Source organism: Kitasatospora sp. NPDC058965, from assembly GCF_042741245.1.
In the GTDB taxonomy this organism is placed as follows: Bacteria; Actinomycetota; Actinomycetes; order Streptomycetales; family Streptomycetaceae; genus Kitasatospora.
This window is the reverse complement of record NZ_JBHYKG010000043.1, coordinates 1-23398: the sequence shown is the minus strand read 5'-3', so window position 1 is coordinate 23398 and position 23398 is coordinate 1. Positions and strand designations below refer to the sequence as shown.

Below are 23398 nucleotides of genomic sequence, written 5' to 3'. Positions count from 1 at the left end.
CGCGTGATCGTATGCCTCATGGACTCCCTCTCCCCGCACCTGGACCCCCGCTCCCCGCGCCGACGGGTCATCGTCGCCCTGGACTTCGACGACCGCGCCGCCGCCGAGGCGCTGGTGGCACGACTCGGTGACGAGTGCCGCTGCTACAAGGTCGGCCTGGAACTGCTCACGGTGGCCGGGCCGGAGTTCGTGGCCGGGCTGGTCGAGCGGGGCAAGGAGGTCTTCCTGGACCTCAAGCTCTTCGAGATCCCCACCTCGGTGGCGGGCGCGGTCCGGGCCGCCGGGGCGCTCGGCTGCACGCTGGTGACGGTGCACGGCATGGGCGGGACCGGCATCCTGTCCGCGGCCGTCGAGGCGGCGCGGGAGTTCCCGGACCTGCGCGTGCTGGCCCTGACGGTGGTGACGAGCATGACCGACGCCGACCTGGCCGAGGTGGGTGTGACCGCGCCGGTCGCGGACCAGGTGCTGCGGCTGGCCGGGCTCGCCCGGCACGCCGGGTGTCACGGGGTGATCGCCTCGCCGCAGGAGGTGGCCGCGCTGCGTGCGCTGCTGGGCCCGGACGCGGTGATCGTCACGCCGGGGGTCGCCCTGCCGGGCGGGGCGACCGGCGAGCACGCCCGCCCCGGGACCCCGCGGGCGGCCGTGGCCGACGGTGCGTCACAGGTGGTCGTGGGGCGCGGCGTGACCCGGGCGGCCGACCCGCTCGCCGCGTTCCGCCTGGTGCTGGCGAACCTGGCGGCGGCGTAGGCACCCGGGGGGGTCGGCCGCGCCGTGGCGGCTACCCCCGCTCGGCGCTGCTGCGCTCGACGCAGAACTCGTTGCCCTCCGGATCGGCCAGCGTGGCCCAGCCGGTCCCGTCCGGCCTGCGGTGGTCGGCGACCAGCGTGGCCCCCAGGTCCAGCAGCCGCAGCACCTCCTCGTCACGGGTACGGTCCTGCGGCTGGAGGTCCAGGTGGACGCGGTTCTTGACGGTCTTCGGCTCGGCCACCGTGACGAAGAGCAGCGTGGCGCCCGCGGTCGCGAGCAGCGCCTCGGGGTCGCCCGGGTGGTCGTCCTCGTGCAGGGGGGCGTCGAGCGCAGCCGCCCAGAAGGAGCCGAGCGCGTAGGCGTCGGCGCAGTCGATGGTGACGTGTCGTACGAGAGAAGCCATGCCGGGATTCTCGCCGGGCCTGCGGCGACGGGCAACGGGATTGCGACCGGGTGACGGCCCCTCAGGGGCGCGTGTCAGGGGGCGGACCACCGGGACGCCGCGGTGGTGGGTGGTGACGGGAACCGGTGCGTACCCCCGGGCCGTGCAGGTCGTTACCCGGACGTGAACCGCACCACCCTCGCCGCGACCGCCCTGCCGTTCGCGCTCATCGGCCTTGCCTACGTGCTCCCGCAGCCGACCGCCACCGACCACACCGCCGCCTGCACCCGGGAAGGCCGCTTCGGCAACCCGGACGACCGGTCCATGTTCTACACGTGCGAGGCCCACCGCGGTGACGGCGGGGACCTCACCCGCTCGGACTTCCAGTGCCCGCCGGCGGAACTGTGGAGCTCCGAGGCGAAGACGTGCCTCCAACTGTGGCAACTGCCCCAGGGATAGCGGCCCCTGCCCCACCGGCCGGGCCCACTGGAGCAACGGGGATCCAGTGGGCGCTCAGTCCCGGTGAGCGAACCGGGCCACGCGGAATCCCAACTGCGCGGCAACCTGGCACGAGCGCGTGAGCCGTCCGCGGTTGGGAAAGAGCCCACCGAACAGCTGCAGGTGGAGTCGCTCTCCACCGCCGCCTCGCTCGCCGTGATCCGTACCGTGCGGAGGAACCTTGAACATGCCTCACACTGACCTGTCAGGCTCCCAGTGGGTGAAGTCCTCCTACAGCGACAACGGGGGCAACTGCATCGAAATCGCCCCGGACTTCGCGAACGCCGTCCCGGTGCGCGACTCCAAGGATCCCGAGGGCCCGGCGCTGGTGTTCCCGACCGACTCCTGGGGTCACTTCCTGGCCGGGGTGCGAGCCGGAGCGTTCCACTCTTCCTGACGGCTCGGAGCAGAACCCTTGGGGCGCCGGGCGACAGCTCGGCCGCGTCAACCCGCTGTCTGCGTAAATGCAGAGGTTGAAGGTCCAGGGGTGGTGTTAGGCTCCGCGCCGGACGGTCGCGATGGCCTGTTCGGTAGGGGGTGGGTGACGTGGAGCGTGTTCCGTATGTACTCGGCGGGCTCGCAGTAGCAACGCTGGGCATGCTCCTGGTCCTCGACTACCGCGGAATCAGTACCAAGCTCAAAGATTCGGCGGATGCCGCACGGCAGCGGGGACGGATCCTCAGGCATCTCGGACCGTCCGCGAGCATGCGGCAAGTTGGTGCGCTGGTGATCTTCATGGGCCTCTTCTTCGCCGGTGCAGCCGTGTTCGGCCGGCCCCATTGAGGTGCTGACAGGACACGCGTGGCCTTGTGGACTGGTCATCACAGGCCATGACTCCACGGTGGGCCAGCTCGCCCGAGGCGGGACACCGACTCCCGTTTCGGTTCGTTGATCCAGACCTTCTGCGGTATCTCGGGCGGCTCGGAGGGACGGGCGAAGCGTTCCCGTCGCCGGCCGGCCCGCGGGTGACCCGCGGGTCAGCTCCTGCGCCGCGGCTCACCGTGCAGCGCCAAGGCGGCACCGGCCAGGGCAGCCGTGCCGGTGCTGCCGAGCAGGATCCTCACCACCCAGTGCGCTACGGCGCCGCCGGTCGCCGGTTCGACGTGGGTGGGTTCCGACGGGTCGTAGATCACGTCGAGGGTGGAGCCGACGTCGCCCGAGACGCCGTTCGTCCACTCGTCGGGCAGGTGGGCGCTCGGCTCGAAGCGCAGCAGGTACAGGGTGTGGTTCGACCGGTGGTCCGGGGCCTGTTGGACGCGCAGGATCGTCACCCGGGCGTGCGATCCGTGGCTCCGGAAGGCGTGGTCCTGGCTGTTGAGGTGGAAGACGGCGCCGATCAGGCCGGTGCCGAGCACGGTCAGCCCCAGACCGGCGGCCCAGAAACGGCGCCGCGGAACCCGTATGCCTTCGCTCCCCCGCTGCATGAGTGGATCTTCGCACAGCGGGACCGGGCCGCGACCCCGATAATGGGCGACGTGATCACCAGTCAGCTGCGCGTCGTGCTCGCCGAGGACTCCGTCGTGCTCCGGGACGGGATGGTCGAACTGCTCGGCGCCCGCGGGTGCGAGGTGGTGGCCACCGCCGGGACCGGGCCGGAGCTGCTGGCGGCGGTCGCGGAGCACCGGCCCGACGTGGCCGTGGTGGACGTGCGGATGCCGCCGACCCACACCGACGAGGGGATCCGGGCCGCGATCGAGATCCGGGCGGGTGCGCCCGAGGTCGGGATCCTGGTGTTCTCGCAGCACGTCGAGGCGGCGTGGGCCGGCCGGCTGCTGGCGGGCGGGGCGGCCGGCGTCGGGTACCTGCTGAAGGAACGCGTGGCCCGCACCTCGGAGTTCGTGGACGCGTTGCGCCGGGTCGCCGACGGGGGGACGGCGTTGGATCCGGAGGTGGTCGCCCAGCTGATGCGGGGTGGGCAGCGCGGCCGGGTCGAGGCGTTGACGCCGCGGGAGCGCGAGGTGGTGGAGCTGATGGCGCAGGGGCACTCCAACCGGTCGATCGCCGCGCTGCTGGTGGTGTCCGAGCGGGCGGTGGAGAAGCACGTCGCCGCCGTGTTCACCAAGTTCGACCTGCCGGCGACGGACACCGACAACCGGCGGGTGAAGGCCGTGCTGACCTACCTGGCCGAGAAGGGCGACTGACGCGGCGTCACAGTCGGCTGGGCAGATCGGCCGTCACCACGGTGGGCCCGCCGGGCGGGCTGTCGACGCGCAGCACGCCGTCCACCGCCGCGAGCCGCTCGGCCAGCCCGCTCAGTCCGGTGCCCGCGCCGAGCAGCGCGCCGCCGCGCCCGTCGTCGCGCACGGTGAGGCGGACCCGGCCGTCCGCCGCACGCGCCGCCAGCGCGGCCGAGCGGGCGCCGCTGTGCTTGGCGACGTTGCTGAGCAGTTCCGCGGCGCAGAAGTAGACCGCCCGCTCGACCACGGGGTCGGGGCGTTCCGGCAGGTCGAGCTGGATGCTGACCGGGACCGGCGCGGTGGCGGTCAGGCTCGGCAGCGCCTCGGCGAGGCCGCCGTCCAGGGCCACCGGGTGGATGCCGCGGGTGAGTCGGCGCAGCTCGGCGATGGTGTCGTCGGTCTGGCCGCGGGCCCGGTCCAGCAGGCTGCGCAGGCGCGCGCGGTCCGCGGCAGCGGTGGTGTCGAGCGCGTCCGCGGCCAGGGCGAGGGTGATGGCCAGGGCGACCAGCCGCGCCTGGGTGCCGTCGTGCAGGTCGCGTTCCAGGCGGCGCAACTGGTCGGTGTTGTCCGCGAGCAGCGTGGCCCGGGCGGCCTCCAGCTCCCGCACCCGCTGCTGGCTCCGGGCCGGCCCGAGCAGCCGGGCGAGCCGCCGGTTGGCCGTGCCCAGCAGGCGCACCGCGGCGGGCACCACCGGGACGAGCGCCAGTCCCAGCAGCACGGCGACGACGTCCAGCCACCCCGCCGGCCGGCCCCCGGACTCCAGCAGTCGCACCCAGAGCGGGAAGCCGAGCAGCCACAGGCACCCCAGCGGCAGCCCGACGGCGGCGGCGAAGCCGACCACCCCGAGCGGCAGCCGCAGCACCAGGTAGAGCAGGGCGCGCCAGGCGACCGGGTCGGTCAGCAGCACGCGGAGCCGGCCGAGCGGCCCCGGCGGGAGCGCCGGGCGGGGCGGGGCCGCGATCCGCTCGCCGAGCAGGCGCCCGACCAGGTGCCGGTGCGCCGTGCCGAGGCCGCGCGCGCCGAGCAGCGCCAGGGCCACGAACGGCAGGCCGAGCACGGTGAGCGAGAGCAGCGCGCCGGCGTACAGGACGACGAGGGCGTAGACCCCGCCGAGCAGCGCCGGCACCAGCCCGAGGACGGCGAACGCCCAGTCGCCGCGCCGGACGCTCGTCACGCGGCCCGGCCCGCGCTCGGTCACATCCGGCCCGCGCTCGGTCGGGCCGGGCCCGCGCTCAGTCACGTCCGCCGCCCGCCAGCTCCGCCGCCGGACCGCGCACCGCGCGCAGCCCGGTGCCGACGATGCCGGGAACGGTCAGCGCCGCCGCGCCCGTGACGATCCACCAGCACGCGGCCACCGGCACCCGCGGCACCGCCGAGCCGGTCGCCGCGGTGCTGAACGCCGCCGATGCCGCGCCGGCGACCAGGGCGCCGAGCAGCACGCCCATGGCGGTGGTCAGCACCGCCTCCACGGTCAGCATCCGCAGCAGCTGCCCGCCGGTGGCGCCGACCAGGCGCAGCAGCGCGAACTCGCGGCGGAGCTCGGCGGTCACGGCGACCAGCGTGTTGACGGTGGAGACCGCGGCGAAGCAGACCAGCATCGCCAACTCGGCCTGGCGCAGCCAGACGTCCGTGGCGGAGGTGACGCTGGTCCCGGTCAGGCCCGCGGCATGCTCGGCGGTGCGTGTCATGATCAGCATGGTGCCCGACAGGCCCACCAACAGCGCCACCGGCACGACGGCCGCGGACAACCGCCGGGCGTACCCGCGCAGGTTGGCGTCGGAGAGCCACCCGGCGCCGGGCGCCAGGGCCCGGACCGGCGCGCCCAGCACCGCCGCCAGCAGGCGCGCCGTCAGCGGGCCGAGCAGGGCGAGCGCGACCAGCAGCACCAGCGACCCGAGCAGCGCCGCCTGCCCGGCCTTGTCCCCCTGGTCCGCGGGCCGGGTCGCGGCGAGGCGCAGCAGCAGGCCGCCGCCGACCAGCGCGCCGACTCCGGCCAGCACCCGCGGCGCACCGGTCCGTCCCTGCTCCGTGGAGCCGGCGGTGAGCGCGGCGGCGGGGGCGGACCGGGAGACCCGGCGGCCCGCGAGGGCGGCCGCCCCGAGGCCGACCAGCAGCACGGCGGCGAGCGCGACCAGCAGCGGCAGCGGCGTTCCCGGCACCCGCACGCCCGGCGCCGCCATGCCGCGCCGGCGCAGCTCGCCGAGGAAGCGGCGGGCCGCCGCCGCCCCGAGCACCCAGCCCGGCACCGTCACCAGCAGGGTGGTCGCCAGGACCTGGTAGCGGACCAGCCGCCGGGTCTGCCGGGGCGTCGCCGCGACGGTGCGCAGCAGGGCCAGCTCGCGCTGCTGTTGACGCAGCGTGAAGCCGAGGGCGTTGACCACCACGAAGAACGCGACCAGCACGGCGATCTCGCCGAAGGCGCCGGCGATCACCATCAGGCCGGGCCCGGCGGGGGCGTGGCGGGCGGCGGCGGGCGCGGTGGCCGCGGCGGCGAAGAGCGAGCCGAACAGCGTCACGGTCGCGACGGCGAGCAGCAGCGCGAGGGCCAGGCCGGCGAAGCTGGCGGGGCGGCGGCGCAGCTGCCCGAGGGCGAGCCGGACCGTGGTCGTGGCGGCGGTCGTCGTCACGGTGCTCACCCGCCCAGCCGGCTCAGGCGCTCGCCGACCAGGGCGGCGGTGGGCCGGTCGAGTTCGTCGACCAGCAGGCCGTCGGCCAGCAGCAGGACCCGGTCCGCGTAGCCGGCGGCGACCGGGTCGTGGGTGACCATCACGCAGGTGCGGCCGTCCCGGTCCACGCCCTCGCGCAGCAGGGCGAGCACCTCGTGGCCGGTCGCGCGGTCGAGCGCGCCGGTCGGCTCGTCGGCGAAGAGCAGCTGCGGGCGGGAGACCAGGGCGCGGGCGATCGCCACCCGCTGCTGCTGGCCGCCGGACAGCTGGCCGGGCCGGTGCCGTTCCCGACCGGCCAGGCCCACCCGGGCCAGTGCCTCGCGCACCCGGGCGCGGTCGGGCCGCCGGCCGTCGAGGCGGCCGGGCAGCTCGACGTTCTGGGCCACCGTCATCGCGGGCATCAGGTTGAAGGCCTGGAAGACGAAGCCGAGGCGGCTGCGGCGCAGTTCGGCGAGCCGTCGCTCGGGGAGCCGGGAGACCTCGGTGTCGCCCCACCGGACAGTGCCGCGGGTGGGGCGGTCCATGCCCGCCAGGCAGTGCAGCAGGGTGGTCTTGCCGGAGCCGGAGGGTCCCATCACGGCCGTGAACGTGCCGGGGGCCAGGGCCACCGAGACGCCGCGCAGGGCGTGGACGGTGGCGCTGCCGCGCCCGTACGCGCGGTGCAGGTCGTCGGCGCGCAGCGCGGCGGGGCCGGGGCCCGGTGCCGTCGCTGCGCCGGTGTGTGCGGTGATCTCAGCCATGTCCCCATGCTCCGCGCGCGGGGTGGGGCGGGGCGATGGTGCGGGCCCCCGGATCGGGGGTTCGGGAATCCGAACCCCGCCGGGTCGGCGGCACCGGGTGGCGAGGGCGGGCAGGTGCGGCGGGGCCTCAGCCGGGCTGTCGGGGCAAACGGAACGGGCCGTCACCGGAGCTTCGGTGGCGGCCCGTTACGAGCGGGGCGGTCATGCGGCCAGGTTGGTCAGCGCGCGGCGGGCGCGGCGGGTGCTGCGCTCGGCGCGGTTCTTGAGGCGGAGCGCGCGGGCGACGCGGTACTCCGCGGCATCGCGCAGGCGCTCGTCGATGGTGGCACGCGCGGCGTCGAGGTGGAACGTCATGGTGGTCTCCCCCTGGAGATGCGGCCGACCTGTCGGTATCACCGCGATACCGTTCCTTCAGGCCGTCCTGTGGTTACGATTCTACACCATCTCGCGCTTGATCGCCTTTCATTTCCTGCTCGGGTCTGGCTAAAGCCTTCCTATCGAAGGAGTCTTCACGTCTGCGCAACCGATTCGACACTTCGTCGGGACTCCGGACCGGTGCCGGTGCCGACCGCGACGCCCGCGGTTCACCTGACGACTCGCAGGACGACGGTGCGGGCGGCCCGCACCGGGGATATCGGGTTGCGGACCGGGCCCGCCGCAGACCACCGTGGCCCGACACCCACCTACCGGGAGCAGGGACGATGACCACGCACACCCACCCCGTCGACCACGAGCTCGTCGCCGCCGCGGCCGAGGTCGCCCGCACCCGCTGCCACGGCGACAACCACACGATGGCCGCGGCCGCGCGTGCCCGGGACGGCCGGATCGTCACCGCGGTGAACGCCTACCACTTCACCGGCGGCCCGTGCGCCGAGCTCGTCGTCATCGGCGCGGCCGCCGCCCAGGGCGCCGGCGAGTTGGAGACGATCGTCGCCGTGGGCGACCGCGAGCGCGGGGTGGTCCCCCCGTGCGGCCGGTGCCGACAGGTGCTGCTCGACTACTTCCCCGGCATCCGGGTCGTGGTGGGCTCGGGCGAGCGCCTGCGGGCGGTCCCGATCGCCGAGTTGCTGCCGGAGACGTACGTCTGGGCCGACCACCAGCTCGACGCGGAGGCCGCCGACCGCTGAACCCGGCCCCGACGCGGCGGCCCCGACGCCCCGGCCCCGACGCGGTGTCGGCCGCGCGTACTGCCGGTGCGTCAGCCGCCGTGACCGCATCCGAACGCCTCCGACCGCCCGTCAGTTGCCGCCCGACCGGGGCGGCAGCGACCGGTCCCACCGCGGCCCCGGGTCGGCGGCCGGCGGCGGCCAGGTCGCGGGGTTCCCCGCGCCGGTCGGCCGGGCGGCGGCGGTCCGGGTCGGCGGCTCCGTCCACGGCGACCGCTCCGTCCAGGGCGACCGCTCCGTCCGGTGCGCCCCCTCCGCGCGGCCCGGCCGGTGCGCCGCCCGGGGTCGCCGGCCCCGGACCGTCGCCGCCCAGCCGAGCAGGAACGCGCCGGGGATCGAGACCAGGCCCGGCATCTGCAGCGGGAACCAGTGGAAGTCCACGTGCGGGAAGAGCGCGTCCGGCGCGCCCGACACGGTGGGCGAGAAGAACTGCAGCCCGAGCGAGAGCGCCAGTCCGCCGTAGACGGTCCAGAGCAGGCCGGCCCGGGTGCAGGCCGGCCAGAACAGGCGGTAGAGCAGCGCCGGCAGCACCGTGGCGGCGGCCACCGTGACGGCCAGCGAGGAGAGGAACTGCAGGTTGTACCCCTGGGTGGCGATGGCCAGCACGATGCCCAGCGCGCCGACCCCGGCCACCGACCAGCGCACCGTGCGGACTTCGGCCGCCTGCGACATGCTGCCGCGCCGCACCGCACCCGCGGCCACGTCGTGCGCCAGGGCGGCGGCCGCCGCCAGCGTGATGCCGGCGACCACCGCGAGCACGGTGACGAAGACCGCACAGGCGACGGCGGTGAACAGCGCGCTGCCGCCCGCGGTGCCCGGCCCGCCGTCCAGTCGGCCCGCCAGCAGCAGGAGGGCCGACTGGCCGTTCGGGGTGACCGCGCCGATCGTCCGGCTGCCGACCAGCGCCGTGGCACCGAGCCCGAGCACCGTGACGGCCAGGCAGAACGCGCCGACCACACCGATCGCGTAGCGGGCCGCGCGCCGGGCGGCCGGGCCGGTCGGGGAGGCGTTCACCCGCATGATCATGTGCGGCATGCACGCCGCGCCCAGGATCACGGTGAGCTGCAGGCTGACGAAGTTCAGCCGGCCCGTCGCACCGCCGCCGAACTCCAGTCCGGGGTGGCCGTAGGCGCCCGCCCGGCCGCTGCCCCGGCCCGCCGCGGTGGCCAGGGCGCCGAGGTCCCAGTGGAAGTGGCCCAGCACCGAGAGCGTGACGGCCAGGACCGTCCCCAGGGTCAGCACCACCTTGACGATCTGCACCAGACTGGTGCCCTTCATCCCGCCGAGCACGGTGTAGCAGACCATCAGCACGCCCACCAGCGCCGTGCAGAGCTGCTGCGCGCCCCGGGCGGTGAGGCCGAGCATCAGCGCGGTGGCGGAACCCACGCCGGACAACTGCACCACCAGGAAGGGCAGCGAGACGCAGAGCGTGGCGACCGCCGCGGCGATCCGCAGCGCGCCGGCGCCGGACTGCTCGGACGGCTCGGACTGCTCGGACCGCCCGGGCTGCTCGGAATCGGCCGGTCCGGACCGCCCCGCCAGCACGTCGCCGAAGGTGTAGCGGCCGGCCTCGTGCAGCGGGCGGGCCAGGCGCAGCAGGACGACCAGGGCCAGCGCGGTGCTCGCCGCGAGGACGAAGCCGTCGAAGCCCGACGTGGCCACGATGCCGGTGGTGCCGAGCAGCGTCGCGGCCGAGATGTAGTCGCCGGACAGCGCCAGGCTGTTCTGCAGCGGGGTCAGCGTGCGGTTGGCGGTGTAGAAGTCGGCGACCCGGTCGCCCTCCGGCCCCGCCAGCACGCAGAGCAGCAGGGTGATCCCGACGAAGACCAGGAACGCGATGAGCACCGTACTGTGCGCGCCGGTGCTCATCCGAGCACCGCCCGGCGGTCGGAGCGGGTGGCGGGTGCCGGGTGGTACAGGCGGGGCGGCATGGGCGTCCTCGCATCCGTGCGGTGGGGTGGGGTGGTGGTCGTCCATCCTGGGGGTCCGGCGGCCCGGCCGACCCCGGCACGGAACCCAAACTTCGCCGCCCGACCGTTGTGACGCGTCACAACATTCGGCCCCCGTCCTGGCACCGCACGGGACGGCCAGTGCCTTCCCGAGCTGCGCCTATCATGGCCGCAGTCCGAGCCCTGGTCCGGGTCCACCGACGCTCTGGAGGACGGTGTTGTGACAGCGGACAGCACGCACGATCCCGTGGTCGGCGACGCCCTGGCGGAGCGGATGCTCGCCGACCTCCCCCGGTTGAAGGCGGAGATCACCGCCCGCCTGATGGCCGAGCAGCCGGTCTACCGGCGGCTGCCCGCCGAGCAGCTGGAGCACGACGTCAACCGGGTCACCGAGCAGAGCCTGCGCGGCATCGCGCAGTCGCTGCGCACCGGCGAGCCGCTGGCCGCGCCCTGGCGGACCTTCCAGCGCACCTCGGCCGCCCGGCGGGCGGAGGAGGGCGTACCGATCGAGGCCGTCGTCGACGCCTACTACCTGGGCGCGCAGGTCTGCGTCGACTTCCTCAGCACCGAGCTGCCGCCGGACCAGGTCGGCCTGGCCTACCGGGCGCTGCTCACCGGACTGCGGGTCACCGTCGCCGAGGTCACCGCCGGCTACCTGGAGGAGCGCCAGGCCCAGATCGGCGAGAGCGGGGCCGCCCGGCACACCATGCTGGCCGCGCTGCTGACCGGCACCGACATCCTGACGGCGGCCCGGCACACCGGCACTGCCCTGCCGCCCGCCTACCTGGTGCTGGCACTGGCCATCGGCACCCACCGCGACGAGTCGCGGGCCGACGTCGACACCGCGGTGGCCGCCCGCCGCAAACTGCGCCGGATCCGCGCCGAGCTGGACCGCCTGATCGGCCGGCCCGTGCTGGCCCGGCTGACCGCCGAGGAGGGCCTGGCGCTGCTGCCGCGCACCGACCCCGACGCCGACTTCGGCAGCTGGCTGACCGGGGCGATGGCCGACCTGAGCCGCGCCGCCCAGGTCCCGCTGACCGCCGGCGCCGCCCTCTGCGCCCCGGAGCAGGTGCCGCAGGCCGCCCGGCTGGCCGCCGAGGTGCGCGAGACCGCCGTGGTCTTCCGCCGCCCGCCCGGGGCCTACCTGCTGGAGGACCTGCTGATCGAGCACCAGCTCACCCGCCCCGGCGCGGCCCGCGACCGGCTCGCCGCCCTCCTCGCCCCGATCGCCGCCCACCCCGACCTGCTCCCCACCCTCCGGCTCTACCTGCAGTCCAACCTCAACCGCCGCACCGTCGCCGCCGAGCAGCACGTGCACCCCAACACCGTCGACTACCGCCTCCGCCGCATCACCACCCTCACCGGCCTCAACCCGTCCGACCACGCCGACGGCCTGCGCCTGACGGCGGCCCTGGCGGCCCTGGACATCACGGCCCGGGCGGGGCGGTGAAGGGGTGGCGGCACGGCGCGGCCTGACGCGGCGACGGGCGCGGACCGTCACGGTGGCCGAACCGCACCCGTATGCTTCGGCCGTATGGGTCACAGTGACAACCAGCTCGCCTACTGGGACGGCATCGGCGCGACGAAGACGTTCACCCACCCACTCGACCGCGGCTGGCTGACGGACCTGGATCCGACCGCGCGGGTGCTGGACTACGGGTGCGGCTACGGGCGCCTGATGGGCGAGTTGAGCGGGTACGGGTTCACCGACCTGACGGGGGTGGACCTCTCCCCCGCGCTGGTGGAACGGGGGCGACGGCTGCGGCCCGGGTTGCGGTTCGCCGTGTTGGAGGAACCGCCGCACCTGCCCCACCCGGCGGCGAGCTTCGAGGTGGTGCTGCTGTTCGCGGTGCTCACCTGCATCCCCGACGCCGCTGCCCAACGGGCCCTGGTGGCCGAGCTGCACCGGGTGCTGGTCCCCGGCGGTCTGCTCTACGTCAGCGACCTGCTGCTGCAGGACGACGAGCGCAACCGCGCCCGGTACGCCGACCACGCCGAGCGGTTCGGAGCCCCCTACGGCGTGTTCACCACCTCCGACGGCGCGGTCTGCCGCCACCACGAGCTCGCGCACCTGCGCACCCTGCTCGCCGGGTTCGAGCTGGTGCACGAACGGCCGCTCGACGTGGGGACCATGAACGGCCACCGCGCGCAGGCGGTCCAGCTGCTGGCCCGGCGGCGGTGAACGGGCCGGCGCCGGGGCGAATATCGGCGGCGGTCGCGCGGTCCGTCTGCTTGGATGCCGCCATGAGCGCAGGCGAGCGGGTGCGGCGTGGCTGACCTGGCACCGTTCCGGACGGCGGTCGCGGCGTGGGCGGCCGGCGGGCCGGTGGCCGCGGACGTACGGGAGTTGGCCCGGCGGCTGGGCGTGCGGACCGCCGTACTGGTCGAGGGGCCGAGCGATGTCGCGGCCGTCGAGGCGCTGGCGGCGGGGCGCGGGCGGGAGTTGGCGGCGGAGGGGGTCTGCGTCCTGTCGGTGGGCGGGGCGATGAGCATCGGCCGGTTCACCCAGGTGCTGGGTCCGGCGGGGCTGGGGCTGCGGCTGACGGGGCTGTGCGACCTGCAGGAGCGCGAGCACTACGCCCGCGGGTGGCTGCGGGCCGGCGCCGATCCGCGCGACTACTTCGTCTGCGACGCGGACCTGGAGGACGAGTTGATCCGGGCGCTGGGCGTGGACCGGGTCACCGAGCTCGTCCGGGCCGAGGGCGACCTGCGGTCGCTGGAGATCTTCCTGCGCCAGCCCGCCCAGCAGGGCCGCCCCGCGCACCACCAGCTGCGCCGTTTCCTCGGGACGAAGAAGGGGCGCAAGATCCAGTACGGCCGGGTCCTCGTGACGGCCCTCCCGCCCGACCGGGTGCCCGCCCCGCTCGCCGACCTGTTCGCCGTGCTCTGAGCCACGAGGTGGCCGCCCTAGCGCACCCGTCCCGACGGGGCGGCGCGGGTGAGGTCGCGGACCAGGGACGGGGAGGGCTGGGGGATGTCGCCGAGGTCCGCGTCCGCGCCGAGGACGGGGAGTTGGTGGACGACGGCGGCCACCCGCGGGGGGAGGCGCAGGGCCACGCCCTCGTGGCAGCGGGCCAGCGTGTCCGTCCACAGGGTGTCCGGCAGGGGGGCCCAGGGGAGGTCGGTGGCGCGCGGGGGCGCCGACGTCTGGGTGGCCAGCCGGTCGACCTGCTGGCGCCAGAACGCGGCGTCGCGGTGCTCGCCGCGGCTGGCGTGCAGCAGGGCGAGACAGCTGGCCGCGGTGGGGTTGCCGCCGCCGGCCGCGAACTGGAGCCAGAACTGGCAGGCCTCGGCATGCCCGGTCAGGTGCAGCAGGGCGCCCAGCACCAGCGCGCCGCCCGGGTGCACCTCGCGTTCGCCCTCGGCGAGCAGGTGCAGGGAGGCGGCCGCCTCGGGCTGGGAGAGCACCAGGGTGGCCGCCAGGTTGAGTTCGTGCGCCGCCTGCCGGTGCTCCGCGCCCAGCGGGGCGCGGGCCCGGCGGAGCGGGTGTGCGTCGGCGCCCACGGCGTCGGATCCCTCGCGTCCGGGTGTCATCGTCCCTCCCCCGTCTCGATGCCGAGCAGGCGGTGCACCTTCGCCAGGCCCTGGCCGGCGGTGGTGCGGGCGCCGGCCTCGGTGAGGCCGAGGTAGTCGGCCACCACCCGGTGGTCGAGCCCGAGCAGTTGGCGGAGCACCAACGCGTCGTACTGCCGGTCGGACAGGCGCAGGATCGCCTCGTAGAGACGATCGTAGTCCCGCAGGGCCGCCGATTCCTCCAAGTCCAGTGCGACGATCCAGTCCGGCAGCACCGCCCGCGGGGGTTGGGCGGCGAGTCCGGTCTCCAGCAACAGGTCGGCGATCCGCGCCTTGATCAGCATCCAGGCGTAGCAGGCGGGCACCGACTCGCGCAGTGCGAGCTCCCACTCCCGCCACAGGTCCGCCTTCATCCCGCGCACCGCGCGCTCCACCAGCGCGTCCTCGTGCAACCGGGCCCGGGCCACGGCGCGCCAGGCCCGTTCGTGGGTGGTGCAGAACACGTCGTAGGAGAGCCGGTGGTGGGGACGGAGCGAGGCGCGCCCGTCCTCGCCGTTCTCGCCGGTCATCGTCCTCCTCGGCAGGGGGAACCGCTCAGCCGGGTGGGCCGGATGGGAACTGCCGTTCCGCACATGGACATCGAAGCGCATCCGCCCGGGCTTCGCCAGTTGATCGCACTACTGGGGAGCCGAACTTGACGTCACGTCAGGTGCAGCCTCGCACCACCCCGCCGGACCGGATCTGCTGACTGATCGTCAGATCAGCGGTCGGATCGGTTAGACTCGACTGCCGCGCGCCCGCCGGGGGCCGCCCGCCGCTCGCGAGACCGACGCGAGATCGGCGCGAGGCCGACACGGGACCGAGGAGGACACGTGGACGACGACCTGCAGCCGCCCGAGGTGGAGGTCAACCTGGCCATCCACCGGCCCCACTCGGCCCGGATCTACGACTACTTCCTCGGCGGCACCACCAACTTCGCCGCCGACCGCGAGGCCGCCGCGCACGCGCTCGCGGTGATCCCCTGGGCGTCGGCCGCCGCCCGGGTCAACCGGGCGTTCATGCACCGCGCGACCAGGTTCCTGGCCGAGTCCGGCGTCACCCAGTTCCTCGACATCGGCACCGGCATCCCCACCTCGCCCAACCTGCACGAGATCGCCCAGCGGATCGATCCGGCGGCCCGGGTGGTCTACGCCGACAACGACCCGATCGTGCTCGCGCACGCCCAGGCGCTGCTGCACTCCACGCCCGAGGGGCGCACCGCCTACGTCCAGGCGGACGTCCACGACCCCAAGGCGCTGCTGGACACGGTCCGCGAGACCGGGGTGCTGGACTTCGACCGACCGGTCGCGCTCAGCCTGGTGGCGCTGCTGCACTTCGTCCCCGACGGCGCGCACGAGATCGCCGAGGTGCTCAAGGCCGCGCTGCCCGCACCGGGTTCGGCGCTGGTGATCAGCCACTTCACCCCCGACTTCGACCCGGCGGTGGCCGGCCGGATCGAGGAGGTCTACCGCGCCGCGGAGAACCCGGTCCGGGCCCGCACCCGGGCGGAGGTGGACCGGTTCTTCGACGGCTGGCAGCTGGTCGAGCCGGGGATCGTGGCGACCGCGCACTGGCGCCCCGACCCGGAGGTGCCCGGGGAGCCGATCACGCCCGGCCAGGCCTTCGGGTACGCGGCGGTGGCGGTCCGCGGCTGACCGGCGGGGGCGACCCCGTCGACCCCCGTCACCCCGCTTCCGTCACCCCGCCTCCGGCAGCACCGCCCCGACCTCGCTCCGCGGCACCCCCAACTTGCCCAGCACGTGGGCCACGTGGTGCTCCACGGTGCGCGGCGACAGGAACAGCGCGGCGGCGATCTCGTGGTTGCCCAGCCCCTGGGCGAGCAGCTCGGCGACCTGGCGCTCGCGCGGCGACAGGTTCTGCCCGTAGCCGCGGCGCCCGCGCACCGAGGGCTGGGGCAGGCTCAGTTCACGCAGCGTGTGCTGGCAGCGGGCCAGGTCGGAGGCGGCGCCCAGGTCGGTGTAGACCTCGATGCAGTGGGCCAGTTCGGTGGCGGCCTGCTCGGGCCGCAGCCGGGCCAGCGCGGCGGCGCGGCGCTCGTCGGCCAGCGCCGCGTGGTACGGCCGCCCGATCCGCAGCCACTCCTGCTGCGCCGCGGCGAAGCACTCGGCCGCCCCGGCCGGGTCGTCCGGCCGGCGCAGCAGGCCGCGGGCGAAGAGGAGTTCGGCGGTGGCGGCGGGTGCGTCCCGGCCGACGATCCCGCGTTCGGCGTCCTCGGCCAACTGCTCGGCGGCGGCGCGCTGCCCGCAGGCGAGCGCGGCCTCGACGGCGGCGGCCACCAGGCCGGTGGCCCGCGGCCAGGCGCCCACCCGGCGCAGCTCCGCCACCGCCGGCTCGGCGGTGGCCCAGGCCTGCTCGGCCTCGTTGCGCGCCAGCAGCACCACGGTGGTCCCGGCGACGCCGCGCAGCGCGGGCGTGGTGCCGAAACCCTTGTCCCGGGTGGCGGCGACGATGCCGAACTCCTCCAGCGCACGGGCCCACTCGCCCCGGGCGGTGGCCAGCAGGCCGATGGCCAGGCGGCGTTCCTCCTCGACCATGGCGAGGTCGGGGTAGTCCCGGGCGAGCGCCCGCCACTGGTCGTCGAGGCCGCTCCACCGACCGGCCAGCACCGCCAGCCGCAACCGGTTGGTCAGCACGTACCCCTCGATCTTCGGCGCGTGCACGTGGCGGCACAGCTCCTTGGCCTCGGTGAGCAGTTCGGCGGCCCGGCGGTCGTGGCCGAGCTCGATCGCCACGTCGCCGACGTTGTAGAGCGCCCGCAGGCTGTGCCGCAGCACCTCGGGGTCGGCGCAGTCCCGCGGCACCTGCGCCAGTTGGTCCCAGACCGCCGGATCGGCGCGGCGGGCCAGCAGGTTGAGCCGGGCGGTGCGGACGGAGGCCGCGGCGGCCTCGTCGCACCCGCCGGCCGCGACGGTCCGCTCCGCCCGGTCCAGCCAGGCGGCCCCGTCACGCTTCTCGTCGATGGCCAGGGCGACCATGCCGCGCACCGCGCGGGACGGGCGGGTGGCCAGCTCGTCCACGGCGCGTTCGACCTCGCGGAAGCCCGCCCGGTCCTCGGCCTGGGTGACCAGCAGCAGGCCGAGGCCGAGCCGGACCTCGCCCCGGTCGGCCGCCGGCAGCTGCGGGTCGGTGAGGATCCGGCTCAGCATCCGGGTGCTGTCCGCGGCGTCGGCGAACTCCAGCACCATCCGGCTCAGCGCCAGCGCGGCCCGGCTGCGCAGGTCGCCGGGCAGTTGCTCCTCCTCCAGGATCTGGTGCAGCAGTCCGGCGGCGGTGCCGAGGTCGTCCACCTCGGCGGCCCGGGTGGCGGCGGCCTCGGCGGTCGCCAGCCAGGCGTCCAGGTCGCCGACGGCCCGCAGGTGGTGGGCGATCTGCACCAGCGGCGCGGGCCGGCGGGCCGTGAGCAGCTCGATGGTCCGCCGGTGCAGCCGGGCGCGCACCGGTGCGGGGATCCGCTCGTAGGCCACCTGCCGGGCCAGCGTGTGGCGGAAGGCGTAGCGGCCCGGGCCGCTCTCGCCCAGCGCGAAGGCCTGCAGCGCCTGGGTCAGGCCCCGGGTGCCGGCGTCGGCGTCCAGGTCGGCAACGGTGGCCAGCAGTTCCTGCTCGGCCGGGAGCGCCAGCACGGCGGCGGCGTCCACCATCGCCGCACCCTCCTCCGGCAGGCCGGCCAGCCGCTCGCCGATCGTCTCGCGCAGCGCGGCGGGCACCGGGGCGCGGGCCAGGTCGGCGGCGAGCGCCTGCGGGCTCGGCCGGCCGGCCCGGCGCTCGGCGAGGGTGAGCAGGTCCTCCTCCACCGCCAGCGGCAGCCCCTCGCTGCGCCGGAACAGCGCGCGCACCAGCTGCGGGCCGGCCGCCTCGCCGAGCGCCGCGTCGGCCAGGTCCGCCACGTCCTGCTCCAGCAGCGGGCGCAGCTGGATCGTGGCGCCCGCGACCTCGGGCGGTCGGCGGTAGGCGGAGCCCAGGACGAGCCCGCCGGTGGTGACGTCCTGGCCGCGGTAGGCGAGCACCAGGCTCAGCCGGTCGGGCATGTCGCGGGCCAGCACCAGCAGCAGCTCGCGGGTGGCCAGGTCGGCCCAGTGCAGGTCGTCCATCACCAGCACCGCCCGGCCCAGGGCGGCCAGCAGCGAGCGCACCCCGTCGATCCGCAGCTGCCGCTCGCCCTGGGCGTCGTCGGCCCGGGCCGGCACCGGGGGCAGCCGGTGGGCCAGGTCGGGCAGCAGCGGTGCCAGGGCACCGGCCGAGGGCGGGATCCGGTCGGCCGGCGGCAGCCACGGACCGGCGCCGCGCAGGGCGTCGACCACCGGACCGAACGGGATCGGCTCGCGCAGCGGGTGGCACAGACCGGTGAGCACCGGGCGGCCCTCGGCGGTGAGGGCGGCCACCGCCTCCCCGATCAGCCGGCTCTTGCCGATCCCGGCCTCGCCCTCCACCAGCACCACCGCGGGCGGGTTCCGCACCGCCTGCAGCACCCGCGCCAGCTCCCGCTGGCGGCCGACGAAGCCGAAGCCGCTGGTCGGGGGCTCCTGCGCCATGGGGTCACCTGCCCTTGCCGGTCGTCGTGTCCCCTTCGAGTCTCGCCCGTCGCCCCTGCCCGGGACAACGCGCGGCGCGGGCCGGCGGCGGGCCGGCGACCACGCGGCGGTGCGGGCCGGCGGCAACCGCCGGTGACACGCAGTGAGGGACGGCGGCCGACCGGCGACCACGCGCAGCGACGACCCCGCGCCACACGGAGTGATCGCCGCTGGTGAGCCCGGTGGGACCGGCTACCTACTGTTCGTCCGGTCCTTTGGGGGCGGCTACCTATTGTTCCGTCGGCGCCGGTCGCGTTCCCTGGAGGCAAGGTTGGCCGTCGAGTAGCCGGGAGCGAGAACCCCGGCGCCGACGCCTCCGGTCCGACTGCACCTGCGGAGTGACCAATGAGCGCCACCGGCCTCAGCACCGGGATGCCCCACCCCCGCACCGCGGCATACCTGCGGTGCTTCCCGTACGACGAGTTCCAGATGCGGCTGCACCGCGACGCCGTGGAGGAGCACGCCCGGGACCTGTACCTGCCCGCCCCGCGGGTCTTCCTCGACAACGGCTGCCTGGCCTCCCAGGCACTGCCCGAGCTGCAGCGGCTGCTGGCGGCGGTGGCGACCGGACAGTTCGGCGTGGTGATCCTGCCGGGCCGGTTCGTGCTGTCGCTGGACGACGCCGCGGCCCTGTCGATCGTGCGCTGGATCGGCGGCCTGGGCTGCCGGGTGATCGAGGTGCCGTCGCGCCGCACGGGGTGACCCCCGCCCCCGCCGGACCGCCTCATCAAAACCTCACGCTCGGGCTGTGAGGATCGTCCCCGGCGCCGGCGGTCAACCCCTGCCCGTACCGTCGCCGCCGCCCGCCCGCACCGCCGCCCTGTCGACCGGCGGTCGCGGGCGGGGCGATCGCGGTGCCGCTGCGCGGCCGTTCCTCTCCCGGGCTGCGGAGCGGCGCCGCTCCCCCTCGCAGAACGGTGGAACGCCCCGGTGGAGTCAGTGAGTCCGCAGGTCACGGCTATCCTGACCGCCATGCGCATTCTGCTGGTCGAGGACGACGAGGACCTGCGGTTCGCCGTGGCCGCCGCACTGCGCGGCGACGGGCTGGCCGTGGACGAGGCCGCGGACCTGGCGGCGGCCGACGCGGCGCTCTTCGTCACCGCCTACGACTGCGTGGTCCTCGACCGGATGCTGCCCGACGGCGACTCCGCCGACTACGTGCGCCGGCTGCGCGCGGACGGGCGGACCGTGCCGGTGCTCTTCCTCACCGCCCGGGACACCGTCGCCGACCGGGTCGAGGGCTTCGCCACCGGCGGGGACGACTACCTGGTCAAGCCGTTCGCGGTGCCCGAACTGGTGGCCCGGGTGCGCAACCTGTGCCGCCGCACCGCGGTGGCCCGCCCGCCGGTGCTCCACTGCGCGGGCCTGGAGATCGACACCGCCCGCCGCGCCGTGCACCGGGACGGCGTGCTGCTCACCCTCACGGCGAAGGAGTTCGCCGTGCTGGAGACGCTCGCCGCCCAGCCGGACACCGCCGTGCGCCGCACCGAGCTGATCGAGAAGTGCTGGGACGAGCTGACCGAGCCCAACTCCAACGTGGTGGACGTGCTGATATCCCAGCTGCGCCGCAAGCTCGGCGACCCGCCGCTGCTGCACACCGTGCGCGGCGTCGGGTACCGGCTCGGGCCGCCCGCGTGAGGCTGCGCCGCCGCCGGGTCCCGCCCACTCCGGCGGGCCGGATCCTGCGCCTGCGCCGGCGGATCGCGCTGCTGTTCGCGGCCGTCAGCGCGGTCGGCCTGGTCGGCATGGCGGTGATCGCGGTGCGCGCCGACGACTCCTCCTGGCGCAGCCAGGTGGACGCCGACCTGAAGCTGCGGACCAGCGACTTCAGTGCCTCGCTCGGCGTCGACGACGACAACAACCTCACCTACCCGGAGCCCAAGGACGGCAGCTACGACTGCCCGCCGGTCACCCTCTTCGTCCGCACCGCCGACCGCGTCTCCCCCGTCGCCCGGCCCGAGCGGCCCTGCCTGGCCGTGCCCGCCGAGGCCCTGCAGGCGGCCGCGGCCCGGGCCGCACGGGCGGACGACCTCACCTGGGACACCGCGGTCGCGGCCAACGGGCACCAGGTCCGGCTCTCCGCCCAACCGTTCGGCGAGTCCGGCAGCACCGCCCAGGAGGCCGTGGTGGTCGCCGCCGAGGACGTCTCGGGCAACCTGGCCGCGCACGACCGGCTGACGCTGCTGGTCACCGCCTCCTGCGCGGCCCTGGTCGCGGTGTCGGCGGTGGCCGGCCGCTGGCTCGCCGGGCGGGCGGTCCGCCCCGCGCTGGCGGCGCTGGACCAGCAGGAGGCGTTCTTCGCGGACGCCGCGCACGACCTGCGCACGCCCGTCGCCTCGCTGCGGGTGCTGGCCGAGACCGGGCTCCGCGGGGAGGCCGACAGCACCGAGATCCTCCGCCGGACGCTGCGCCAGTCGACCCGGATGAGCGAGCTGGTGGACGACCTGCTGACCCGGGCCCGGCTGACGGCGGGGGCGCTGCCGCTGGACCGGGAACGGCTGCGGCTGGACCAGTTGGTGGACGGGGTCGTGGCGGACACCCCGGCCGAGGGCCACCGGGTCTCGGTGGTGGGCGAGCCGGTGGTGGTGCTCGCGGACGCCGGGCTGCTGCGGCGGGCGGTGGCCAACCTGCTGGGCAACGCGCTGGCCCACGGGCACGCTCCGGGCGAGCCGGCCCGGATCGAGATCACCGTGGCCGCCGACGGGACGGTCGCGGTGGACGACGCCGGACCGGGCATACCGCCCGAGCAGGCGCGCTCGCTGTTCGAGCGGTTCCACAGCGGCAAGGGGTCGAGCGGGCTGGGCCTGTCGATCGCCGCCTGGGTCGCGCACGCGCACGGGGGGTCGCTGACGGTCTCGCGCAGTGCCCGCGGCGGGGCCCGGTTCGTGCTGCGGCTGCCGGTCTGACGCCGCGTCGGCACCGACAGGGAGGACGGCACGGCGGGGTGACCGCGTGACGGTGTGACGGCGCGACGGCGTGACGGCGCGACGGGGAAACAGGCGTGACGGCGGACCGGTACCGGGCTACCTATGGCTGACCGATTCGGCGGCGCGGCCGGGTGCGTACCGTTCGGAGCACCGGAACGAACCCCGCGAACCCACGGAGGACACCATGACCGCCTACGCCGTCGCCCACATGCACTCGGTCGAGATGGGCCCGCAGATCGTCGAGTACCTGCAGCAGGTCGACGCCACCCTGGACGCCTTCGGCGGCCGCTTCCTGGTCCACGGCAACCCGCTCGACGTGCGCGAGGGCCGGTGGGACGGCCACCTGATCGTCATCGAGTTCCCCGACCTGGACCGGGCGCAGGCCTGGTACGACTCCCCGCGGTACCGGGAGATCCTCCCGCTGCGCACCGAGCACTCGGTCACCGACGTGCTGCTGGTGGGCGGCGTTCCCGCCGGCTACCGCGCCGCCGACTCACTGGCCCACTGACCGGCCTTCCCGGCCCGATGATCACCGGGATAGCCTCGCTGCATGCACCGCGGCATCGACGTACCGGATTTCGGACCCGACACCACCCGGCGGAGCCGCACCGCCGTGGCCACCCAGGGGAGCAGCGCCTGATGATCACCCCCGCCGACCTGACCCTGTTGCGCCGCGCCGTCGCGGTCGCCGCGAACGCCGTCGCGGAGGGCGACGCGCCCTACGGCTCCCTGCTGGCCGGCCCGGACGGGACGATCCTGGCGGAGGCCCACAACACGGTGCGCCGCGACAACGACATCACCGCGCACCCCGAGCTGAAGCTCGCCCGCTGGGCCGCCCGCGAGCTCGCCCCGGAGACCGCTGCCCGCACCACGCTCTACACCAGCTGCCAGCCCTGCGGCATGTGCGCCGGCGCCCTGGTCCGCTCCGGGCTGGGCCGGGTGGTCTACGCCCTGGCCACCGCGCAACTCGTCGAGCTCAACCCGGAGTCGGGCGCCTGGCCGACGCTCGCCGAGGACGGGCCGGCCCTGTTCGAGGAGGCCCGGGTGCCGGTCGAGGAGTACTACCGGCGGGGCTGAGCACCCGTCCGGGCGCGCTGTCCGGGTGACCCCGCCGTGCGTCGGACCGGCCGGGCCGGGCCGATGGGCTTGGCTGGACGGAGCAACCGACTCCGAGAGGGACGTGCCATGAAGGTGACCGACATCCTCCCCGGTTCCCCCTGCTGGGCCCAGCTCAGCGTGCGGGACATGGACCGGGCGAAGCAGTTCTACGGCCAGTTGTTCGGCTGGACCGCCGAGGCCGACCCGGACCCGCAGTACGGCGGCTACACGATGTTCCTGCTCGACGGCGTGCCCGCCGCCGCCGTCGCCCCGCTGATGAACCCGCAGCAGCCGGTGATGTGGCTGCTCTCGTTCGCGACCGAGGGCGTCGACGCCACCTGCGCCGCGGCCCAGGAGGCGGGCGCCCAGGTGTGGATGGAGCCGATGGAGGTCGGCGGCCTCGGCCGCTGGGCGCTGCTCAGCGACCCGACGGGTGCGCCGTTCGCGGCCTGGCAGGCCAGGGAGTTCGGCGGCTTCGGAGTGGTCGAGGAGCCCGGTGCCTTCGGCTGGGCCGACCTGTCGACCCGGGACAAGGACGCCGCCGTGGCCTTCTACCGGACGGCGTTCGGCTGGCAGGTCTGGCCGGACCCGAACTACGCGATGGTCGGGCTCGCGGACCGGATGTTCGGCGGCATCATGCAGCTCGGTCCGGACTTCCCGCCGGAGGTCCCCGCGCACTGGAACCCGTTCTTCGTGGTCCCCGACGTGGACGCGGCCGCCGCCCTGGCCGCCGAGCTCGGCGGCGAGGTGCTGCACGGTCCGGTGGACGTGGAGATGGAGAACGGGCCGCGGGTGGCGGTGGTGCCCGCAAGCCCGGGTTGGAACATCGGCGGGATCCGCCCCGAACCGGGCATATAACCCTGCCCCCCCGCCGCGGCCGGTGCCGTGGGGCCCCGCCGCGGCCCCC

General features: G+C 75.5%; 26 protein-coding genes. 16 read left to right on the top strand and 10 right to left on the bottom strand.

Going from position 1 to position 23398, the window contains the following annotated elements:
- The first annotated feature begins 18 nt into the window (after positions 1-18).
- On the top strand, positions 19-747 hold the full coding sequence (gene pyrF / locus ACFW1A_RS10300; RefSeq protein ID WP_380407126.1) for an orotidine-5'-phosphate decarboxylase: 729 nt from the start codon (positions 19-21) through the stop codon (positions 745-747).
- A 31-nt stretch (positions 748-778) separates the two neighbouring features.
- Here pyrF and ACFW1A_RS10295 read toward each other — a convergent pair whose 3' ends face one another.
- Positions 779-1150 (bottom strand): VOC family protein, encoded by a 372-nt coding sequence (locus ACFW1A_RS10295; RefSeq protein ID WP_380407124.1) that lies wholly within the window; start codon positions 1148-1150, stop codon positions 779-781.
- Positions 1151-1312: 162 nt separating this feature from the next.
- Here ACFW1A_RS10295 and ACFW1A_RS10290 point away from each other — a divergent pair, with 162 nt between their 5' ends.
- The 3 genes from ACFW1A_RS10290 (at position 1313) to ACFW1A_RS10280 (ending at position 2410) form a co-directional block, all read left to right on the top strand.
- A complete protein-coding gene (locus ACFW1A_RS10290; protein ID WP_380407122.1) occupies positions 1313-1588 on the top strand; it encodes a hypothetical protein in 276 nt (91 codons plus the stop codon).
- 226 nt (positions 1589-1814) lie between these two features.
- Positions 1815-2024 (top strand): DUF397 domain-containing protein, encoded by a 210-nt coding sequence (locus ACFW1A_RS10285; RefSeq protein ID WP_380407120.1) that lies wholly within the window; start codon positions 1815-1817, stop codon positions 2022-2024.
- Between the two features lie 149 nt (positions 2025-2173).
- Complete coding sequence (locus ACFW1A_RS10280) at positions 2174-2410, top strand: hypothetical protein (protein WP_380407118.1); 237 nt, start codon at positions 2174-2176, stop codon at positions 2408-2410.
- 194 nt (positions 2411-2604) lie between these two features.
- Here the strand turns inward: ACFW1A_RS10280 and ACFW1A_RS10275 are convergent, their stop codons facing one another.
- Positions 2605-3051, bottom strand: a complete 447-nt coding sequence (locus ACFW1A_RS10275) for a DUF3592 domain-containing protein (protein WP_380407116.1) — start codon at positions 3049-3051, stop codon at positions 2605-2607.
- A 51-nt stretch (positions 3052-3102) separates the two neighbouring features.
- On the opposite strand from ACFW1A_RS10275, the gene ACFW1A_RS10270 reads away from it, so the two are divergent.
- Positions 3103-3768: a response regulator gene (locus tag ACFW1A_RS10270; protein WP_380407114.1), complete on the top strand. Its 666-nt coding sequence runs from the start codon at positions 3103-3105 to the stop codon at positions 3766-3768.
- 7 nt (positions 3769-3775) lie between these two features.
- On the opposite strand, the gene ACFW1A_RS10265 is transcribed toward ACFW1A_RS10270, so the two are convergent.
- From ACFW1A_RS10265 to ACFW1A_RS10250, 4 genes are all read right to left on the bottom strand, one after another.
- Positions 3776-4978 carry a sensor histidine kinase gene (locus ACFW1A_RS10265; protein ID WP_380407112.1) on the bottom strand — a complete coding sequence of 401 codons (1203 nt, stop codon included), beginning with the start codon at positions 4976-4978 and terminating at the stop codon, positions 3776-3778.
- A 58-nt stretch (positions 4979-5036) separates the two neighbouring features.
- The gene (locus ACFW1A_RS10260) at positions 5037-6431 is read right to left on the bottom strand and encodes an FtsX-like permease family protein (RefSeq protein ID WP_380407110.1); all 1395 of its coding nucleotides are present in this window, start codon (positions 6429-6431) and stop codon (positions 5037-5039) included.
- A 5-nt stretch (positions 6432-6436) separates the two neighbouring features.
- On the bottom strand, positions 6437-7210 hold the full coding sequence (locus ACFW1A_RS10255) for an ABC transporter ATP-binding protein (RefSeq protein WP_380407108.1): 774 nt from the start codon (positions 7208-7210) through the stop codon (positions 6437-6439).
- Between the two features lie 201 nt (positions 7211-7411).
- Positions 7412-7564 carry a hypothetical protein gene (locus tag ACFW1A_RS10250; RefSeq protein ID WP_380407106.1) on the bottom strand — a complete coding sequence of 51 codons (153 nt, stop codon included), beginning with the start codon at positions 7562-7564 and terminating at the stop codon, positions 7412-7414.
- 347 nt (positions 7565-7911) lie between these two features.
- On the opposite strand from ACFW1A_RS10250, the gene ACFW1A_RS10245 reads away from it, so the two are divergent.
- Positions 7912-8337 (top strand): cytidine deaminase, encoded by a 426-nt coding sequence (locus ACFW1A_RS10245; protein WP_380407104.1) that lies wholly within the window; start codon positions 7912-7914, stop codon positions 8335-8337.
- A gap of 111 nt (positions 8338-8448) precedes the next feature.
- Here the strand turns inward: ACFW1A_RS10245 and ACFW1A_RS10240 are convergent, their stop codons facing one another.
- Positions 8449-10245, bottom strand: coding sequence for a cation acetate symporter (locus tag ACFW1A_RS10240; RefSeq protein WP_380407102.1), 1797 nt, complete (start codon positions 10243-10245; stop codon positions 8449-8451).
- Positions 10246-10545: 300 nt separating this feature from the next.
- Between ACFW1A_RS10240 and ACFW1A_RS10235 the strand changes: the two genes are divergently transcribed.
- The 3 genes from ACFW1A_RS10235 (at position 10546) to ACFW1A_RS10225 (ending at position 13215) form a co-directional block, all read left to right on the top strand.
- Positions 10546-11775 (top strand): PucR family transcriptional regulator, encoded by a 1230-nt coding sequence (locus ACFW1A_RS10235; protein WP_380407100.1) that lies wholly within the window; start codon positions 10546-10548, stop codon positions 11773-11775.
- A gap of 84 nt (positions 11776-11859) precedes the next feature.
- Positions 11860-12507, top strand: a complete 648-nt coding sequence (locus ACFW1A_RS10230; protein WP_380407098.1) for a class I SAM-dependent methyltransferase — start codon at positions 11860-11862, stop codon at positions 12505-12507.
- Positions 12508-12594: 87 nt separating this feature from the next.
- Positions 12595-13215: a TOPRIM nucleotidyl transferase/hydrolase domain-containing protein gene (locus ACFW1A_RS10225; protein WP_380407096.1), complete on the top strand. Its 621-nt coding sequence runs from the start codon at positions 12595-12597 to the stop codon at positions 13213-13215.
- Between the two features lie 17 nt (positions 13216-13232).
- Here ACFW1A_RS10225 and ACFW1A_RS10220 read toward each other — a convergent pair whose 3' ends face one another.
- Together ACFW1A_RS10220 and ACFW1A_RS10215 are read right to left on the bottom strand one after the other, a co-directional pair.
- Positions 13233-13829, bottom strand: a complete 597-nt coding sequence (locus tag ACFW1A_RS10220; RefSeq protein WP_380407094.1) for a hypothetical protein — start codon at positions 13827-13829, stop codon at positions 13233-13235.
- 26 nt (positions 13830-13855) lie between these two features.
- Positions 13856-14407, bottom strand: a complete 552-nt coding sequence (locus tag ACFW1A_RS10215; protein ID WP_380407092.1) for a sigma factor-like helix-turn-helix DNA-binding protein — start codon at positions 14405-14407, stop codon at positions 13856-13858.
- A 303-nt stretch (positions 14408-14710) separates the two neighbouring features.
- Between ACFW1A_RS10215 and ACFW1A_RS10210 the strand changes: the two genes are divergently transcribed.
- Positions 14711-15532, top strand: a complete 822-nt coding sequence (locus ACFW1A_RS10210) for an SAM-dependent methyltransferase (RefSeq protein WP_380407090.1) — start codon at positions 14711-14713, stop codon at positions 15530-15532.
- 42 nt (positions 15533-15574) lie between these two features.
- Here the strand turns inward: ACFW1A_RS10210 and ACFW1A_RS10205 are convergent, their stop codons facing one another.
- A complete protein-coding gene (locus ACFW1A_RS10205; protein ID WP_380407088.1) occupies positions 15575-18427 on the bottom strand; it encodes an ATP-binding protein in 2853 nt (950 codons plus the stop codon).
- A 384-nt stretch (positions 18428-18811) separates the two neighbouring features.
- On the opposite strand from ACFW1A_RS10205, the gene ACFW1A_RS10200 reads away from it, so the two are divergent.
- The 6 genes from ACFW1A_RS10200 to ACFW1A_RS10175 all read left to right on the top strand — a co-directional run bounded on the left by ACFW1A_RS10200 (position 18812) and on the right by ACFW1A_RS10175 (position 23349).
- Complete coding sequence (locus tag ACFW1A_RS10200) at positions 18812-19168, top strand: hypothetical protein (protein ID WP_380407086.1); 357 nt, start codon at positions 18812-18814, stop codon at positions 19166-19168.
- 270 nt (positions 19169-19438) lie between these two features.
- The gene (locus tag ACFW1A_RS10195; protein WP_380407084.1) at positions 19439-20104 is read left to right on the top strand and encodes a response regulator transcription factor; all 666 of its coding nucleotides are present in this window, start codon (positions 19439-19441) and stop codon (positions 20102-20104) included.
- Positions 20101-21372, top strand: a complete 1272-nt coding sequence (locus ACFW1A_RS10190; protein WP_380407082.1) for a sensor histidine kinase — start codon at positions 20101-20103, stop codon at positions 21370-21372. The genes ACFW1A_RS10195 and ACFW1A_RS10190 overlap by 4 nt, the downstream gene beginning before the upstream one ends.
- A 205-nt stretch (positions 21373-21577) precedes the next feature.
- A complete protein-coding gene (locus ACFW1A_RS10185; RefSeq protein ID WP_380407080.1) occupies positions 21578-21901 on the top strand; it encodes a DUF1330 domain-containing protein in 324 nt (107 codons plus the stop codon).
- Between the two features lie 131 nt (positions 21902-22032).
- Entirely contained in the window at positions 22033-22470 is a 438-nt protein-coding gene (locus tag ACFW1A_RS10180) for a nucleoside deaminase (protein WP_380407078.1), read from the top strand.
- A 108-nt stretch (positions 22471-22578) separates the two neighbouring features.
- On the top strand, positions 22579-23349 hold the full coding sequence (locus ACFW1A_RS10175; protein ID WP_380407076.1) for a VOC family protein: 771 nt from the start codon (positions 22579-22581) through the stop codon (positions 23347-23349).
- Positions 23350-23398 lie beyond the last annotated feature (49 nt).